Source organism: Limibacterium fermenti, assembly GCF_041902845.1.
In the GTDB taxonomy this organism is placed as follows: Bacteria; Bacteroidota; Bacteroidia; order Bacteroidales; family Dysgonomonadaceae; genus Limibacterium; species Limibacterium fermenti.
Map to the genome: position 1 here is coordinate 2827440 of NZ_CP159486.1, position 15835 is coordinate 2843274.

At 45.6% G+C, this 15835-nt stretch carries 12 protein-coding genes; 3 read left to right on the plus strand and 9 right to left on the minus strand.

Features of this window, described 5'->3' with window-relative positions:
* Nucleotides 1-10 precede the first annotated feature (10 nt).
* The 9 genes from ABNK31_RS12280 to ABNK31_RS12320 all read right to left on the minus strand — a co-directional run bounded on the left by ABNK31_RS12280 (nt 11) and on the right by ABNK31_RS12320 (nt 10148).
* Complete coding sequence (locus ABNK31_RS12280; protein ID WP_418892796.1) at nt 11-1375, minus strand: FtsW/RodA/SpoVE family cell cycle protein; 1365 nt, start codon at nt 1373-1375, stop codon at nt 11-13.
* A complete protein-coding gene (locus ABNK31_RS12285; RefSeq protein WP_418892797.1) occupies nt 1354-1611 on the minus strand; it encodes a hypothetical protein in 258 nt (85 codons plus the stop codon). The genes ABNK31_RS12280 and ABNK31_RS12285 overlap by 22 nt, the downstream gene beginning before the upstream one ends.
* 194 nt (nt 1612-1805) lie before the next feature.
* The gene (murD, locus tag ABNK31_RS12290; protein WP_418892798.1) at nt 1806-3149 is read right to left on the minus strand and encodes a UDP-N-acetylmuramoyl-L-alanine--D-glutamate ligase; all 1344 of its coding nucleotides are present in this window, start codon (nt 3147-3149) and stop codon (nt 1806-1808) included.
* Nucleotides 3150-3245: 96 nt separating this feature from the next.
* Nucleotides 3246-4505, minus strand: coding sequence for a phospho-N-acetylmuramoyl-pentapeptide-transferase (gene mraY, locus ABNK31_RS12295; protein ID WP_418892799.1), 1260 nt, complete (start codon nt 4503-4505; stop codon nt 3246-3248).
* A 60-nt stretch (nt 4506-4565) separates the two neighbouring features.
* The gene (locus ABNK31_RS12300; RefSeq protein ID WP_418892800.1) at nt 4566-6029 is read right to left on the minus strand and encodes a UDP-N-acetylmuramoyl-L-alanyl-D-glutamate--2,6-diaminopimelate ligase; all 1464 of its coding nucleotides are present in this window, start codon (nt 6027-6029) and stop codon (nt 4566-4568) included.
* A 9-nt stretch (nt 6030-6038) separates the two neighbouring features.
* Nucleotides 6039-8240 (minus strand): penicillin-binding protein, encoded by a 2202-nt coding sequence (locus ABNK31_RS12305; RefSeq protein ID WP_418892801.1) that lies wholly within the window; start codon nt 8238-8240, stop codon nt 6039-6041.
* A 170-nt stretch (nt 8241-8410) separates the two neighbouring features.
* Nucleotides 8411-8764 carry an FtsL-like putative cell division protein gene (locus ABNK31_RS12310; RefSeq protein WP_418892802.1) on the minus strand — a complete coding sequence of 118 codons (354 nt, stop codon included), beginning with the start codon at nt 8762-8764 and terminating at the stop codon, nt 8411-8413.
* A gap of 5 nt (nt 8765-8769) precedes the next feature.
* The gene (gene rsmH / locus ABNK31_RS12315; RefSeq protein ID WP_418892803.1) at nt 8770-9678 is read right to left on the minus strand and encodes a 16S rRNA (cytosine(1402)-N(4))-methyltransferase RsmH; all 909 of its coding nucleotides are present in this window, start codon (nt 9676-9678) and stop codon (nt 8770-8772) included.
* Nucleotides 9679-9704: 26 nt separating this feature from the next.
* Nucleotides 9705-10148, minus strand: a complete 444-nt coding sequence (locus ABNK31_RS12320) for a division/cell wall cluster transcriptional repressor MraZ (protein ID WP_418892804.1) — start codon at nt 10146-10148, stop codon at nt 9705-9707.
* Between the two features lie 440 nt (nt 10149-10588).
* Between ABNK31_RS12320 and ABNK31_RS12325 the strand changes: the two genes are divergently transcribed.
* The 3 genes from ABNK31_RS12325 to ABNK31_RS12335 all read left to right on the plus strand — a co-directional run bounded on the left by ABNK31_RS12325 (nt 10589) and on the right by ABNK31_RS12335 (nt 15828).
* Nucleotides 10589-11437 carry a 1-acyl-sn-glycerol-3-phosphate acyltransferase gene (locus ABNK31_RS12325; protein ID WP_418892805.1) on the plus strand — a complete coding sequence of 283 codons (849 nt, stop codon included), beginning with the start codon at nt 10589-10591 and terminating at the stop codon, nt 11435-11437.
* Nucleotides 11421-12443: a GNAT family N-acetyltransferase gene (locus ABNK31_RS12330; RefSeq protein ID WP_418892806.1), complete on the plus strand. Its 1023-nt coding sequence runs from the start codon at nt 11421-11423 to the stop codon at nt 12441-12443. Before ABNK31_RS12325 ends, ABNK31_RS12330 begins: the two co-directional genes overlap by 17 nt.
* 361 nt (nt 12444-12804) lie before the next feature.
* The gene (locus ABNK31_RS12335) at nt 12805-15828 is read left to right on the plus strand and encodes a SusC/RagA family TonB-linked outer membrane protein (RefSeq protein ID WP_418892807.1); all 3024 of its coding nucleotides are present in this window, start codon (nt 12805-12807) and stop codon (nt 15826-15828) included.
* The last annotated feature ends 7 nt before the right edge of the window (nt 15829-15835 follow it).

Consider the following 15835-nt stretch of genomic DNA (forward strand, 5'->3'; position numbering starts at 1 on the left):
TGCTTATCTCCTATACCTTAATGATTTCAAATTCCACCTTGTCCTCTAAATGATCAATAGCCTTATCGGGGGCGCCTCCATTGGAAGAAGGATGATCGTCGTTATCGTCTTTTTTATCCCGTAGAGGATCGTCCTCCTCTTTTTTCCGCCCCATTCCGAAACGGTCGGCACTTAATATAAGGCCGAAATAGGCGCACGTAATTAATGTGGACGTTCCGCCCCGGCTAATCAACGGTAAAGGTTGACCCGTAACGGGAATCAAATGTACCGCTACCGCCATATTGATAAACGCCTGAATCGAGAGCATGAGCGCCGAACCCAACACCAGATATTTAGGGAAAAGTTTGGTCGTTTTCCGCGCAATCATCCCGGCACGGATAAGAATGACGATATACAACAACAACACAAAAATACCGCCCACGATGCCGAGCTCCTCAATAATAATGGCAAAAATAAAATCGGAATATGCCTGCGGAAGGAAATCCCGCTCGGTGCTGTTGCCGGGGAATTTCCCGAAAACACCGCCATTGGAAATCGCAATCTTCGCATGCGCCACCTGGTAGTTTTCATCGGTAATGGTGAAATACGACTCCTCGGTTTGCTCGGAATGCTTCCCGAAATTCTCAATACGGTTTTGCCAAGTCCCTACACGACTAAGGGCTCCGGATTGCGTCCAATCGGCGGGGATTACTTTCAACAGCAATACAAACAAGAGGAGGATTGCGATGCCGATTCCCGCCACTTTCAGCAACCGCCACAATTTTACGTTGCCGATAAACATCAGTAGAAAACATACGCCGAAAAGCAATACGGCCGTGGACAAATTGTCGAGGGCAATAATGACGCATACGCCGATCATCAACCCAATCATCCATTTAAACAAGGTACCTTCGTTGGTCTCATTTTGTTTGCTCAATAAGAAAGCGATGGTTCCCATCAACGAAATCTTCGCGATCTCGGACGGTTGTATGGTGATGCCGAAAATAGAAATCCAGCGCTCGGCGCCGTTGACGGTAGTACCAATAAAAGGCGTAAGAATCAATAAAATGATCGAAGCCAATAAAATAAATATCAGAGACGAGAAATACTTGTAGGGGATATTATGAATCAAGATGATTACCCCCACCCCGCCAATCAGGAACATGGCATGACGAAGTATCGGCCCCCATTGATTTTGCTGACGATAGACAATCGTACTTGTAGCACTGAATATCTCGACCAGAGAAATCACGCAAAGGATAATGAATACCGACCATATCACTTTATCCCCTTTGAATATTCGGGAAAGGCTCCCTCCAATGCCCCCAAATGGGGAGGGTGAATCGCCCGAATCTTGCAAAGCGGGATCTACATTCACGTTATTATTATCATCCATATCATTATAAGTTTACTTTCTACTCGTTCATACTTGCCATTTATATTTTCGATTAATCGTCTTCTTTCTTCGTACCCCGAAGCTCCCAACGAGTACCCTGAAGTTCCCAATAAGTTTCCCGAAGCTCCCAACGAGTACCCCGAAGCTCCCAATGAGTTTCCCGAGGCTGCTAATGAGTTTTCCGAAGCTCCCAATGAGTTTCCCGAAGCTGCTAATGAATTTCCCGAAGCTCCCAATGACTACCCTGAAGCCCGCAAAGAGTTTCCCGAAGTTACTAAAGAGTTTCCCGAAGCTTTCAACAAGCATCCCGTCCCTCATACTTCATACTTCATAGTTCATAGTTCATACTTCATACTTCATACCTCATACCTCATAGTTCATAGTTCATAGTTCATAGTTCATAGTTCATAGTTCATAATTCACACCTCGTTCACAGCTTTCTCACCCACTCTTTAAACTGATCACCCCGGTCTTCGTAACTTTCAAAGAGATCGAAACTGGCACAACAAGGCGATAACAACACGGTATCGCCCTTTTCGGCAGAACCATACGCTAATGAAACAGCTTCCTGCATCGAAGAAGCGTCTTTTATATCCGGGACTTTTCCGTCGAAAAATGCATGCAACTTGCTATTGTCTTTTCCGAGGAATATCAATGTGCGCACCTTCCTCAATACTAAATCTTCAATTTCAGAATAATCGTTTCCTTTATCCTTTCCTCCGAGGATCAGCACGATTTTGGTACGGACACTCTGCAAAGCGTACCAGCACGAGTTGACATTCGTCGCTTTCGAGTCGTTGATGTATTGTACGCCACGAACGACAGCTACCTTTTCCAGGCGATGGGGCACTCCCTTAAAGTCGGCAAGTGATTGACGCAACGTCTCGTCCTGAATATCGAGCAGTTTGGCGACGATTCCCGAAGCCAACGAATTATACAAGTTGTGCGTACCCTCCAAAGCCAATAATTCCAAGTCCATATTGAATGTATTATTATTTACATGTATCACCACTTCGTTATTGTCGGCATAAGCAACAGTGTCGTCGCGCTTCTCCGCCGAAAAAGGGAGGAGTGACGACAGCGGTTTCAGTTTCCTTATTTCTTTGGTCACCACGGGATCATCGACCCAATAGATCAAAGCATCATTCACCTTTTGATTTCGAATGATTCTCATTTTAGCATCGACATACAGTTGCATATCATGATCATACCGGTCGAGATGATCCGGCGTAATATTGAGCAACACCGCAATATCGGCTTTAAAATCGAATACCCCCTCCAATTGGAAGCTGCTTAACTCCAGAACATAGTAATCGAAATGATCTTCCGCCACCTGACGGGCGAAACTCTTTCCGATGTTTCCTCCCAGTCCCACATTAAAGCCCGCAGACTTCAAAATATGGTACACCAAGCTGGTCGTGGTGGTTTTACCGTTACTGCCGGTAATGCAAATCATTTTTGCATTCGTAAACCGTCCGCCGAATTCGATTTCGGAAATGACCGGTATTCCCTTTGCAATAATCTTCTGCATGATAGCAGTCGTATTGGGAATGCCGGGACTTTTAATGATCTCATGCGCCGCTAAAATCGTCTGTTCGGTATGCCCGTTTTCTTCAAAGGGAATGCCATAGTCTGTCAACGTCTTGCGATATTCCTCCTTTAAAGAGCCGCTGTCCGATAAAAAGACTTCATATCCTTTTGCCTGCGCGAGAATAGCCGATCCGACGCCGCTTTCTCCCCCTCCGAGCACCACGATTAATAATTTACGTTCCATATTTTCCTAATCTTCAGTCTTCAGTCTCCGGTCTCCAGCCTCCGGTCTCCAGCCTCCGGTCTCTAACCTCTAACCTCCAGTCTCCAACCTCCAGTCTCATCTCATTTTCAATGTCAATACCGCGAATACCGCCAGAATGATCGTTATCAACCAAAAGCGAACCACAATCTTCGGCTCTGTGATCGGGATAATCGGGTTTTGAATCAGGGCATCGATACCGGCATTGCCTTGCTTTTGAAAATGATGATGCAAAGGCGCCATTTTAAACACCCGCTTTCCGAAACCATACCGTTTTTTGGTGACTTTGAAGTACACCCTTTGTATAATGACCGACAATGCCTCCACAAAGAAAACGCCACATAAGATGGGCAATAATAATTCTTTATGGATCAATATCGAGAATACGCCGATAATCCCCCCGATAGCGAGGCTTCCGGTATCGCCCATGAATACTTGTGCGGGATAAGAATTATACCACAAAAAGCCGATGGTTGCCCCCACAAACGCCGAAGCAAACACCATCAGTTCGTCACTTCCGGGGATATACATAATATTGAGATACGAGGCGAAGTCGACACGCCCCGACACATACGCCAATATTCCCAATGCGACGCCGATGATTCCCGACGTGCCCGATGTGAGGCCGTCTAAACCATCGGTCAGGTTGGCGCTGTTCGACACCGCCGTTACAATAAAAATGACGACCAGCACAAACACGACCCATACCGCTTCATCGGCAAAATCGCCCATCCAGGAAACCAACGACCGGTAATCGAAATTATTATTCTTGACAAAAGGAATCGTCGTTTTGGTGCTTTTAATTTCATTCTCCTGATAATTGACTTCTTCAATGACATTATTCACCCTTACTTCCGTATTTTCGCGCGACACGATATCGGGACTCAAAAACATGGTCACTCCCACAATCAACCCCAAGCCTATCTGGGCAATAATCTTGAACTTCCCTTTCAGCCCATCTTTGTCTTTCTTAAACACCTTTATATAATCGTCGATAAAGCCGAGAACACCCAGCCATATCGTACTGACGATCATAAGAATAATATAGATATTTTCGAGCTTTCCGAACAAGAGGATGGGAACAAGGATGGAAATGATAATGATAACACCCCCCATCGTGGGCGTACCGGCCTTACTGTATTGCCCCTCGATGTCGAGCGCACGGATGGTTTCACCGATTTGTTTCTTTTGCAACTTGTGGATTATATTTTTTCCGAAAAATATAGCGATGATAAGCGCCACAAGGGCGGCCATCGCCGAACGGAATGTCACGAACTGAAACATTCCCGCGCCGGGAAAATCAAATTGATCTAAATATTCGAATAGATAATATAACATGCTATTAATCTGCTAATTTACTAATTTGCTAATCTACTAATTCGCTAATTTGCTAATTTGCTAATTTGCTAATTTATTCATCAATTCATCAACAACTTCCTTATCATCGAAATGATGTTTTACCCCCTTTATTTCCTGATAATCCTCATGCCCTTTTCCGGCAATCAAAATCACATCGCCGGGTTTGGCCAAAGCATAAGCCGTCTTTATCGCTTCACGACGGTCTAAAATGGAAATCACGGCCGACTTTTCCTCTTCGGTGAGCCCGTTGAGCATATCATTCAGAATCTCTTGCGGATCTTCGAACCTCGGATTATCGGAAGTAAACACCACGCGGTCGCTTAACCTCACCGCTTCGCGCGCCATAATGGGACGCTTGGTTTTATCGCGGTTGCCCCCGCAGCCGACAACGGTAATCACCTGCCCTCTTTTGTTCAACACCTCGTGAATGGCATTCAAGACATTGGTCAAAGCGTCGGGCGTATGCGCGTAATCGACAATAGCGGTGATATTACGCGGCGAACGAATGGTTTGAAAGCGTCCCGCCACGGGCTTTAACAACGTCAGGACACGCAACACTTCGTCGCGATCGAATCCCAGCAATAACGCTCCGGCATACACCGCCAGCAGGTTATACACATTGAATACTCCTACAAATTGCACCACCAGGGGTTTATTACTAAACTCGATATACGTGCCGTCGAAATGCTTTTCAACGATGCGTCCCTTAAAATCGACTACCGTTTTTAGCGAATAGAAATATTGTTCGGCTTTTGTATTTTGCAACATCACGCTTCCGTTCTTATCATCGTAATTGCTAAGCGCGAACGACGAAGCCGGCAAGTCATCGAAAAACGATTTTTTCACATTCCGGTACTCCAGCATATTCTTGTGATAATCCAAATGATCCTGGGTGAGGTTCGTAAATATTCCGCCCTCAAAATGCAATCCGTAGACGCGTTTTTGATGGATGGCATGGGAACTCACTTCCATAAAGGCGTATTCGCATCCGGCATCGACCATTTTACGGAGAAACTCATTCAATAAGATCGGATCGAGCGTCGTGTGGGTGGTCGGATAACGTTCGTCGTTTACATAATTGGCCACAGTTGAAAGCAGTCCTGCCGAATGGCCCATCGCACGAACCATATTATATAATAAGGTGGCGACGGTCGTTTTTCCGTTTGTGCCCGTTACCCCTACGAGCGTTAAATGCTTGGAAGGATTGCCGTACCAAGCGGCGGCAATTTGCGCTAACGCGACGGCGCTGTTCTCGACGCGCACATACGTGGCTTTGGAAAAATATTCTTCGATCATCGGCTTGTCGTACACAATTAGTGTGGCTTCCTGCTCGATAGCCTTACCGATGTAGGCATGCCCGTCGGTACAAATGCCTTCGACGGCAATAAATAAAAACCCGGGTTTCACCTGGCGGGAATCGGAAGTGATTCCTTTTATATCGATATCGACATCCCCATGAATGTCTATGACCTTGCATTTTTGAATAAGTTTTTTTGCTTTCATATCGCTTCTCTATTGTAATGTAATACTAATGGTGGTTCCTCTTATTATCTTCTGGCCGGGTAGGAACGACTGCGCGACCACCTTGCCCGCACCGGTTAAATTGACCCTCAAGCCCGACTTTTCGAGTAAATATACGGCATCGCGTGCACCCATCCCGGTTACGTCGGGAACCAATCCTTCCTTGCGCGGCAACGGATTGGGACGATAGGTGTCATCGGCATAAGACCAGTTCACCCATTCGGCCTGTTGGGGCAGTTCTTCCACCGCAAGGTTGAGTTTACGCATCAGCACATGATTGTTTTCCCAGAACCCGTTTTTCACCACCGGCATTTTTTGCAGAGTCGAATCGACACGGCATTCTTCGGGCGATAAGCGGGCGTTTCGGATATAAATTTGTTCGGCAATATTTTTCAACACAATCGCCGTTTGCCAACCGTAGGCCATGGTTTGCGGTTTGCGGATGCCGATGAAACAGGTATATTGCGGGTCGTCGGCGGGAAAATATCCGCAAAACGAAATGTAACTGCCTCCGCCATATCCTCCCCCCGAAGCGATGAGCGCTGTTCCGGTCTTGCCGGCAATCGGAAACAAATCGGATTTGCCCATCTTTCCGGTTCCTTCCTCTACCACGCCCAGCAACATATCTTTCACCTCGGCCAAGGTGCTTTCCTTACACATTTGCGGAGTGATAACCTCCGCTTCGAACTCTTTCACCCGTTTGCCGTTTTTGGTAAATTCTTTTACTAAAAACGGTTTAATCATTTTGCCGTTGTTGGCAATTCCATTATAAAACATCAACATGTAAATAGGAGGTATCTGCGTTTCATATCCGAACGACATCCACGGCAGGGTGGTTTTCGACCACGGATTGCGTTTATCGTCGGGGTAACGTATCGCCGAAGTCCCTTCGATTCCACTGAGCGGCACATCCCACGTAAGTTGCTTCCTCAAGCCCATCCGGTCGATGGCATCGACATATTTGCGCGGTTGGGCGCCATAAGCTTGAACCGCGAGCTTGGCCATAACAATGTTCGACGAGACTTCGATACCTTCTTTCACCGTCAGGTAACCCCGGTCGCGTCCTTGCCGCCAGTAATGGTCGCGCACCCACTTGCCTTTATATTGATACAAGCCGCTGCCCACGTGAAACGAGTCGGTAGGCGTTATCAATCCGTCGTCGAGCGCCGCCATGACCGTCACGGTTTTAAAGGTCGACCCGGGTTCGCCCATATAAGAGAACGCGTTGGGATTTCCCTCGGCATAGCCGCCGTTTTTCATCCGGTCTAAATTGACAATGCCGCGTATCTCTCCGGTTTTCACTTCCATGATGATGGCCGTACCCGACTCGGCATTGGTTTCGATGAGTTTATTACGCAATTCGCGTTCGGCAACATCTTGAATATCGTCATCGAGTGTCGTCACCACATCATACCCGTCCTGAGCCGGTATTTCCACCACATCCATCCATTTACCCTGAATCTTTTGCCGGTTTTTCACACCGTCGACGCCTCTGAGCAGCGAGTCGTATTTCATTTCCAAGCCGCTGGCCCCTCCCTTGGCCAAGTCTTTATACACACTGCCCACCGTACGGGTAGCCAGGTTTCCGAAAGGTTTCTTGCGCGCGTTCTTTTCTTCGGCTATCAAACCGCTCCTGTTCGAGCGTTGATTGAGGAACGGATAGGTGCGTATCTCCTTCAAATCGACATACGATATATCCCGCCGTATAATCCGCACATAACGGGAGCGGAGAGATACCCGCTTGTCGATGCCTTTGGATTGGTTGTTGTGAATTTGACGGTCTTCCTTTTCACGCAGTTTCCACCCGTTGAGAATGACATTTTTATATTGGCCGGCCGAGCGGTCGGGGAATTTTTTCGATAACGCCTTCGAGAGGTCGCCTACATATTTCATCAAAGTGTCTTTCGACATTCCTTCGGCCCGGAAGTCGATGTAAATTCCGTACAACGGTTCGCTGGCGGCGAGCAGTTGTCCGTCGTGCGTAAAGATATTGCCCCGCTTGGGAAGGATCACCCGGTCTTTTATCACGGTCTCCTTCTCTCCCACCTCACGCCATTTTTTGCCTTCGGCAGAGAAGACGACTTTTCCGGCAGAAAAGATGATCATCACGGCAAAAATCAGCAAAAAGGTCACGATAAGGCCATATCTGCCTAAAATTCGTTTCTTGTCATTTACGGGTTCCTGCTCTTTCATTTTTATTTGACCTATTGTATCGAATTACAGCCGCCGCCCATTCCGTCTACCGGCCGGTAGATCTTCGGCATCACCTGTAATTCGTAATTTGCAATTTGTAATTCGTAATTTGTAATTTGCAATTTGTAATTCGTAATTTGTAATTCGTAATTCGTAATAGTCTCCAATCATCATTTTTTTTCTTTCGAATCACTTTTTTCGATGCGGTAGATCGGATCGGTGGATATCGACAAATCGAGCCCCGCATCTTTCACCGCTTTTTCGATTTGCGTTTGGCGGCTGATTTCGGTCAGGCTCGACGAGATGGTGAGCGACTCGTACTTGGCGTCTTTCAATTCCTTTTGAAGACGTTCTATATCCGCCATCCGCTGCAATACCGTATAACGATGGCTGATAAAAACAAATATGATCACCACCAAAATAACGATGAAGCGCATGTTTCGCATCAAGACGTTTTCCGTAAGAACGCTTCCTCCGAAAACATGCACAAACGATTTCCGTATGTGGCCGAAATTAATTTTCATCTTCTTTATTTCTTCTCCGCGATGCGCAGTTTAGCACTCCGCGAACGCGGGTTTACAGTTTGTTCTTCTTCGGAAGGCGTAATAACCTTCCGGTTGATGAGGGTGAAGGGTGTTGCGGCATTTCCGTAGAAATCCTTTACGACTTCCCCCTTAAAGTTCCCCGACTTCATAAAGTTCTTCACCAGCCGGTCCTCCAACGAGTGGTAGGATATGATGCATAAGCGCCCGCCCGGTTTCAGAGCCGATAAGGACTGAACGAGCAGTTCCTGCAACGCCGACATTTCGTCATTCACCTCTATGCGAAGCGCCTGGAATAACCGGGCCAGAATCTTTTTCTCTTTGTCGCGGGCGACAAACGGCTCAAGAACCGTTAAGAAGTCCGTCGTGTGGTTGATTTTTTGTTGCTTTCGCGCCGTCACAATGGCTGCTGCGATGCGTCGTGCATTGTTCAACTCGCCGAAATAGTAAAACACATCCGACAGCTTCTCCTCGGAATAATCATTCAGGATATCGGCAGCGGTCTTTTGCGCCGTACGGTTCATCCGCATATCCAACTCGGCGGGAAAGCGGAAGGAAAAACCCCGTTCCTCATCGTCGAAATGATGCGACGATACGCCCAAATCGGCCAGAATGCCATCAACCGAGTCGATATGATGATAGCGAAGGAAATTCTTTAAAAAGCGGAAGTTCGCCCTCTCGAAAATAAAGCGCGCATCGTCTATACGGTTGGCCAAAGCATCCTCGTCCTGATCGAAAGCGATGAGTTTGCCCTCGCTATTCAAGCGGCTGAGAATTTCCCGCGAATGTCCGCCCCCGCCGAAAGTGACGTCTACATACACGCCGCCGGGACGGATATCCAACCCGTCCACGCTTTCAAAAAGTAATGCCGGAGTATGATACGCTGTCATTTCCATATAACTGTTCTTTTATAACACACCTTTCACTCCATCAAACCCTGCATTTTCTGCGAAAACTCAGCCGGATCCACCAACGGCGTTTCCAACTTTTCTTTAGCCCATATCTCAATGGTTTCGTCCACGCCCAAAAAACGGACATCGGACTGGATACCGGCTATTTGCAAATAACGTTTGGGAAGGAGGATACGCCCGCTTGCATCCATTTCAAGCCTTTCCGCATCCAACAAAAACTGCCGGAAGAGTTGCTGCTGTTCTTTATTCCATTTATTCAGCCGCGTCCGCAACTGTTCTATTTCTTTTTCCCATACGCTTCCGGGATAAAGAACCAGGCAATCCTGAAAAATATCTTTCCGAAGAACCAAAAACTCCTCCCCCTCGCTTTGCAAACGCTTGCGAAAGATAGCCGGAATAAAAATGCGGCCTTTGGCGTCGGTTTTTGCTTCTATATTTCCTAAGAACTGCAACATTCGGAGACTCCTTATATACTTATTGTCAATTAAACGCGGTAAAATTACAAAATTAATCCACTTTCCCCCACAGTTCCACACTTTTTTTTCAATAAAGTTATCAACAACCCCACTTTTTTATGTTACGCGCATGTACGTAGGCATTAATAGACTCGTTCAAAGCTTCTTCAACAGGTTTCAAAACCGACTATATGTAACCGATTTGGCGAAAGCGAGTACGGGCAGAAGACCTTTCTTCATCCAAAACCTGTTTGTCTTTGCTCGACGTCTGGTGATGACCGCCCTTAGGAGTTTCGGCAACGACCGCAGACGATTCGACATCTTCAAAAGCCCGATGTCTTAATTTTTGTCGCAAAAGTATAAAAATAAAATTCCGCTCCTCTATGTGTGCTTTCTTTTATATATTTGCAGCCGAAAAAGATGACATATAAGAAAAGAAAATGAGCGCTAACCCTGCATTTAAAATTGATGTGGACAGCGTCTTAAAATCCAAAGCGCCTAAAATTTACAAGAAGATACCCCGGTTCTTCGTTAATTACCTGAAACGTACGCTCCATCAGGACGACATCAATGGGATTATCGAGCGAAACGAAGACAAAACCGGTGTCGAGTTCATGAAGGCTTTAGTGGATAACGAGTTTAAGCTGACATTACGTATTCACGGTGAGGAAAATATTCCTGACCAGGGAAAATTTATCTTCGCTTCCAATCATCCTCTGGGTGGATTGGACGGTATTTGCCTATCGGCCTATCTGGGCGAAAAATATAACGGGAACATTCGTTACCTGGTCAACGACGTACTGATGCATATTCGTAACCTGCGCACGATTTTTGTTCCGGTGAATAAATACGGAGCACAAGCCAAAGAGTCGGCAAAAGCCATTCAGGAAGCATACCGTTCCGACAATCAAATCATCACATTTCCCGCCGGCTTATGCTCCCGCAAACAAAACGGCAAGATTAAAGACTTGCCGTGGATGAAGAGTTTCGTCTTAAAAGCTATCGAGCATCAACGCGATATTATCCCGGTGCATTTTAAAGGTAAAAACTCGGCCTTCTTTTATAACTTCTCGGCCATCCGGAAGTTTGTCGGAGTGAAATTCAACATCGAATTGGTGTATCTTCCCGATGAAATGTTCAAAAACAAAAACCAAACCTTTCATATTACATTCGGACAACCTATTCCCTGGCAATCCCTTGACAAATCCAAGTCTCCCTCGGAGTGGGCGCAGTATATTAAAGAGATCGTATATTCTTTGGAGAATAACAAAAATGGAAAAAATAATTGATCCGGTAGACAAGACTTTAATCAAAAGTGAATTGACCGTCCAAAAAAGAGTCCGCATAACGAACAAGGCCAATAATGAAATCTATGTATTTACGCACCACGACTCGCCGAACCTGATGCGCGAAGTGGGACGGCTGCGTGAAATCGCTTTCAGACACTATGGTGGCGGCACAGGACTCGAAACCGACATCGATAAATATGATACGATGGACAAGCCCTACCGGCAACTCATCGTGTGGGATCCGGAAAATGAAGAAATTCTAGGGGGATACCGCTTTATCCACGGCTCGGATGTGGATTTCGACGAGAACGGAAAGCCGATGCTTGCCACCGCTCACTTATTGAATTTCTCCGATCAGTTTATCAAAGAGTATCTGCCTTACACGTTCGAGTTGGGACGGTCTTTCGTGTCGCTCGAATACCAATCGACTTTGATGGGGCGCAAAGGCATCTTCGCCCTCGATAATCTATGGGACGGGCTTGGCGCACTCACCGTGATCGATCCTGATATGAAATACTTTTTCGGGAAAGTCACCATGTACGGAACGTACAACAAAGAGGCGCGCAATATGATCCTTTATTTTCTGAACAAACACTTTCCCGATCGCGACAAGCTCGTAACAGCCACTCATCCGCTTGAAACGAATACCGACATCCGGAAGATGGAAGAATTGTTTCGTGGAAGGACTTTCAAAGAAGACTATAAAACGCTTAATAAAGAGGTACGCGCGTTGGGATACAACATCCCGCCGCTGATCAACGCCTATATGAGCCTCTCGCCTTCCATGCGGTTTTTCGGCACCGCCATCAACGACGAGTTCGGCGACGTGGAAGAGTCGGGTATCTTGATTGAAATCAATCAAATCCTCGAAGAAAAGCGCACCCGTCATATCGAATCCTATTTAAGGACCAAACCCAGTCGGCGTTTCCTCATCCGATGGAAACGTATTATTTCGGGCAAAGGATTCAAAAAACCCCGCAAAAGCAAGAAAACAACGAACGGGTAATCATCCGACTTTTTCATACGTCCCTTCGTCTCTGACGAGGGGCGTATTCATTTGTCCGTACCTCCAATCCTTCATCAATCTATACGGATCTTCTATCAATCTCTCTTTTCAATCTCTACCAATCGTTTATCAATGCTCCTTATACCCTGAAAGATGCAATCGTTTGCACAGCCTTGCATAGTTAATTCTCCATTTTTAAAGACATCCCGTCAACAAGAAGCGTACATTTGCAACAAAGGAACGTATGACAATTAAATGAAAACAGTTGTTAAGTAACCTTTCATTTATGAATTACTTAAATCCTTGAAACGTGCTTTAAGAGAATGAATTATTAATCAGTTAATCTTATAAAGTTAGCGACATGAGTGTAAATTCTAAAACAAAAACAAAAACAAAAGCATTCCTGGCAACTATAGTTATCGGGATGTTCATGATGATGTCGGCTGTAGCTCAAACGAGTTCGCCGATAAATGTACGAGGAACGGTAACAGATGCGAACGGGGAGCCGATTATCGGTGCCGGCATTCTGTTACAAGGCACAACGACAGGCGTAGTAACCGATTATGACGGGAACTTTTCGCTTCAGACTCCGGGTGACGGCACCCTGGTGATTTCTTATGTAGGGTATGTAACCCAAACAATTCCCATTCAAAACAGGACAACCATCCATGTGACTCTGGCAGAAGACACGGAATTATTGGAAGAGTTGGTGGTAATCGGGTACGGAACGGTAAAGAAAAATGACCTTACCGGTTCGGTCGCCGCTATTGACGCGACTAAGTTAAACAGAGGACTTGCTACCTCAGCTTCGGACCTGTTGGCGGGAAAGATTGCCGGTGTCAGTATTGTCACGGAAGGAGGCGCTCCTGGTTCTGCTGCAACTATCCGTATCCGTGGAGGATCGTCCATGTCTGCCAGTAATGATCCGCTAATCGTTATCGATGGGGTTCCGGTAGACAACACGACCGCTATTAACGGAATGGCAAACCCTTTAAGCACTATCCATTCAAACGATATTGAGACTTTCACGGTATTGAAAGATGCTTCGGCAACAGCTATTTACGGATCCCGGGCTTCGAACGGTGTAATTATCATTACCACCAAAAAAGGGCAGAAAGGGAAAATGAAAGTTACGTATGACGGGAATGTTTCCGTAAGTACTAAAACGGGAACTGTGGACGTGATGGATGCTGCCACTTTCAGACAATACTTGACAGATACGTTTGGAGAAGGAAGCGCGCAAGTCAACGCATTAGGTAAGACATCTACCGATTGGCAAGATCAAATTTATAGGACAGCCGTCAGTACCGACCATAACATTAGTGCTGCGGGAACTATTTCCGAAATACTACCGTATCGTGCATCTTTGGGCTATACGAATGAAAACGGAATTCTTAAAACGTCCAATTTGGAGAGGTTCACAGGGACATTAAATTTGACACCGAGTTTTTTCGATGATCAACTCAAAGTACAGTTGAATCTGAAAGGAATGTACAATACCAACCGCTTTGCCGATCGGGGAGCGATCAACTCGGCGACACAGTTCGATCCTACACAACCCATTTACTCCTCCGGTTCTTCTTATGGAAACGGCTACTTCATGTCCCTTAAGCAGGATGGAACTCCGATAGACATCGGATTGGCCAATCCTTTGGCCGTTCTTGAACAAAAGCAGGATGAATCTACCGTATATAGAAGTATTGGAAATATTCGACTCAATTATAACCTGCCATTTATTTCGGGGTTGAATGCCAACCTGAATTTAGGTTATGATATTTCCGAAAGTAAGGGAGATGTAACGATAGATGACAACTCACCCATGAGCTGGGTATGGGGAAGTTATAAAGTCGGTTGGGGTGAGAATAGCCACTATTATCAATACAAACAGAACACGTTGCTTGATTTTTATCTCAATTACAACAAAACTTTCAATATCCATCATATCGATTTAATGGGTGGATATTCATGGCAAAGGTTTTATTACAAAAACGAAAATACCTACCCTTATTCACAAGCGATGGCTACCTCTACCGGAGAGCAATATTATAAAGACGGAGATGATTACGCATCGGAAAGTTATGTCATTTCATTTTTCGGGCGTTTGAACTATACGTTGCTGGATCGATATCTGTTGACTTTCACTTTGCGTAATGACGGATCCTCTCGTTTCAGTCCCGATAATCAATGGGGATTGTTCCCTTCGGCCGCTTTTGCTTGGAAAATTGTGAACGAACCTTTTATGGAAAATACCCGGGGAGTTTTATCGGATTTTAAATTGCGTCTGGGATATGGAGTAACAGGACAACAGAATTTAGGGAACGGCGATTATCCCTGGATGGGAAGATATAATTATAGTAAAGCCGGCGCCAATTATTTTTTCGGTAATACCAAAGTATCGCTTATTCGTCCGTTGGCGTATGACGAAAACCTTAAATGGGAAGAAACGGCAACCTATAATATTGGATTGGATTACGGTTTCTTAAATAATCGTATTAACGGAGGTGTCGATCTTTATTATCGTAAAACAACGGATTTGTTGAATACCGTCGGAATTGCGGCCGGGACCAATTTCAGTAACGAATTGCTTACGAATGTCGGCGAGCTGGAAAATAAGGGTATTGAATTTACCGTCACCGGCCGGCCGGTAGTAACGAGAGACTGGGATTGGAACATCAGTTATAATGTGGCATTCAATAAAAACCGGATTACCAAATTAACCATTAACGATGACCCGAGCTATGTCGGTGTGCGGTACGGCGGTATCGACGGTGGTACAGGAAACAGGGCGGCTATCCACAGCGTAAATTATCCTGCCGGTTCTTTCTATGTTCAACAACAGGTATATGATGAGGCTGGCAAACCGATAGAAAAGGTCTATGTCGATCAAAATGCCGACGGATTAATTAATGAAAGCGATTTAATCCAATACAAGAAATCGGCTCCCGACGTAACGATGGGATTCACATCCCAATTATCGTACAAGAATTGGGATGTGAATTTCTCATTGCGCGCCAATATCGGCAATTACGCCTATAACAATGTCCAATCGAACCGCGAAGCTTCGTCAAGTGTGTATGACCCTGCAAATTGGCTGAAAAACAGGGTAAACAGCGCTTCTTATACAAATTTCACTAACGGCCAGTATCTATCCAGTTATTATATTCAAAACGCGTCGTTTCTGAAGATGGATAATATTTCGCTGGGATACCGATTCGACAGATTGCTCAATGCGGTACAGAACGGAAAAGTCTATTTTACGGTACAGAATCCGTTTGTAATTACAAAGTACAAAGGTCTCGACCCCGAATTTACCAATGATGGCATCGACAACAATATTTATCCGCACCCGCGGGTGTTTATTCTCGGGTTAAGTTTAAGTTTTTAATTCTGCA

What these genes read in the sequence shown, in the direction of transcription:
- ABNK31_RS12280 (WP_418892796.1), bottom strand. Translation starts at nt 1,375, where the DNA reads ATGGATGATAATAATAACGTGAATGTAGATCCCGCTTTGCAAGATTCG.
- murD (WP_418892798.1), bottom strand. Translation starts at nt 3,149, where the DNA reads ATGGAACGTAAATTATTAATCGTGGTGCTCGGAGGGGGAGAAAGCGGC.
- mraY (WP_418892799.1), bottom strand. Translation starts at nt 4,505, where the DNA reads ATGTTATATTATCTATTCGAATATTTAGATCAATTTGATTTTCCCGGC.
- ABNK31_RS12300 (WP_418892800.1), bottom strand. Translation starts at nt 6,029, where the DNA reads ATGAAAGCAAAAAAACTTATTCAAAAATGCAAGGTCATAGACATTCAT.
- ABNK31_RS12305 (WP_418892801.1), bottom strand. Translation starts at nt 8,240, where the DNA reads ATGAAAGAGCAGGAACCCGTAAATGACAAGAAACGAATTTTAGGCAGA.
- ABNK31_RS12310 (WP_418892802.1), bottom strand. Translation starts at nt 8,764, where the DNA reads ATGAAAATTAATTTCGGCCACATACGGAAATCGTTTGTGCATGTTTTC.
- rsmH (WP_418892803.1), bottom strand. Translation starts at nt 9,678, where the DNA reads ATGGAAATGACAGCGTATCATACTCCGGCATTACTTTTTGAAAGCGTG.
- ABNK31_RS12320 (WP_418892804.1), bottom strand. Translation starts at nt 10,148, where the DNA reads ATGTTGCAGTTCTTAGGAAATATAGAAGCAAAAACCGACGCCAAAGGC.
- ABNK31_RS12325 (WP_418892805.1), top strand. Translation starts at nt 10,589, where the DNA reads ATGAGCGCTAACCCTGCATTTAAAATTGATGTGGACAGCGTCTTAAAA.
- ABNK31_RS12330 (WP_418892806.1), top strand. Translation starts at nt 11,421, where the DNA reads ATGGAAAAAATAATTGATCCGGTAGACAAGACTTTAATCAAAAGTGAA.
- ABNK31_RS12335 (WP_418892807.1), top strand. Translation starts at nt 12,805, where the DNA reads ATGAGTGTAAATTCTAAAACAAAAACAAAAACAAAAGCATTCCTGGCA.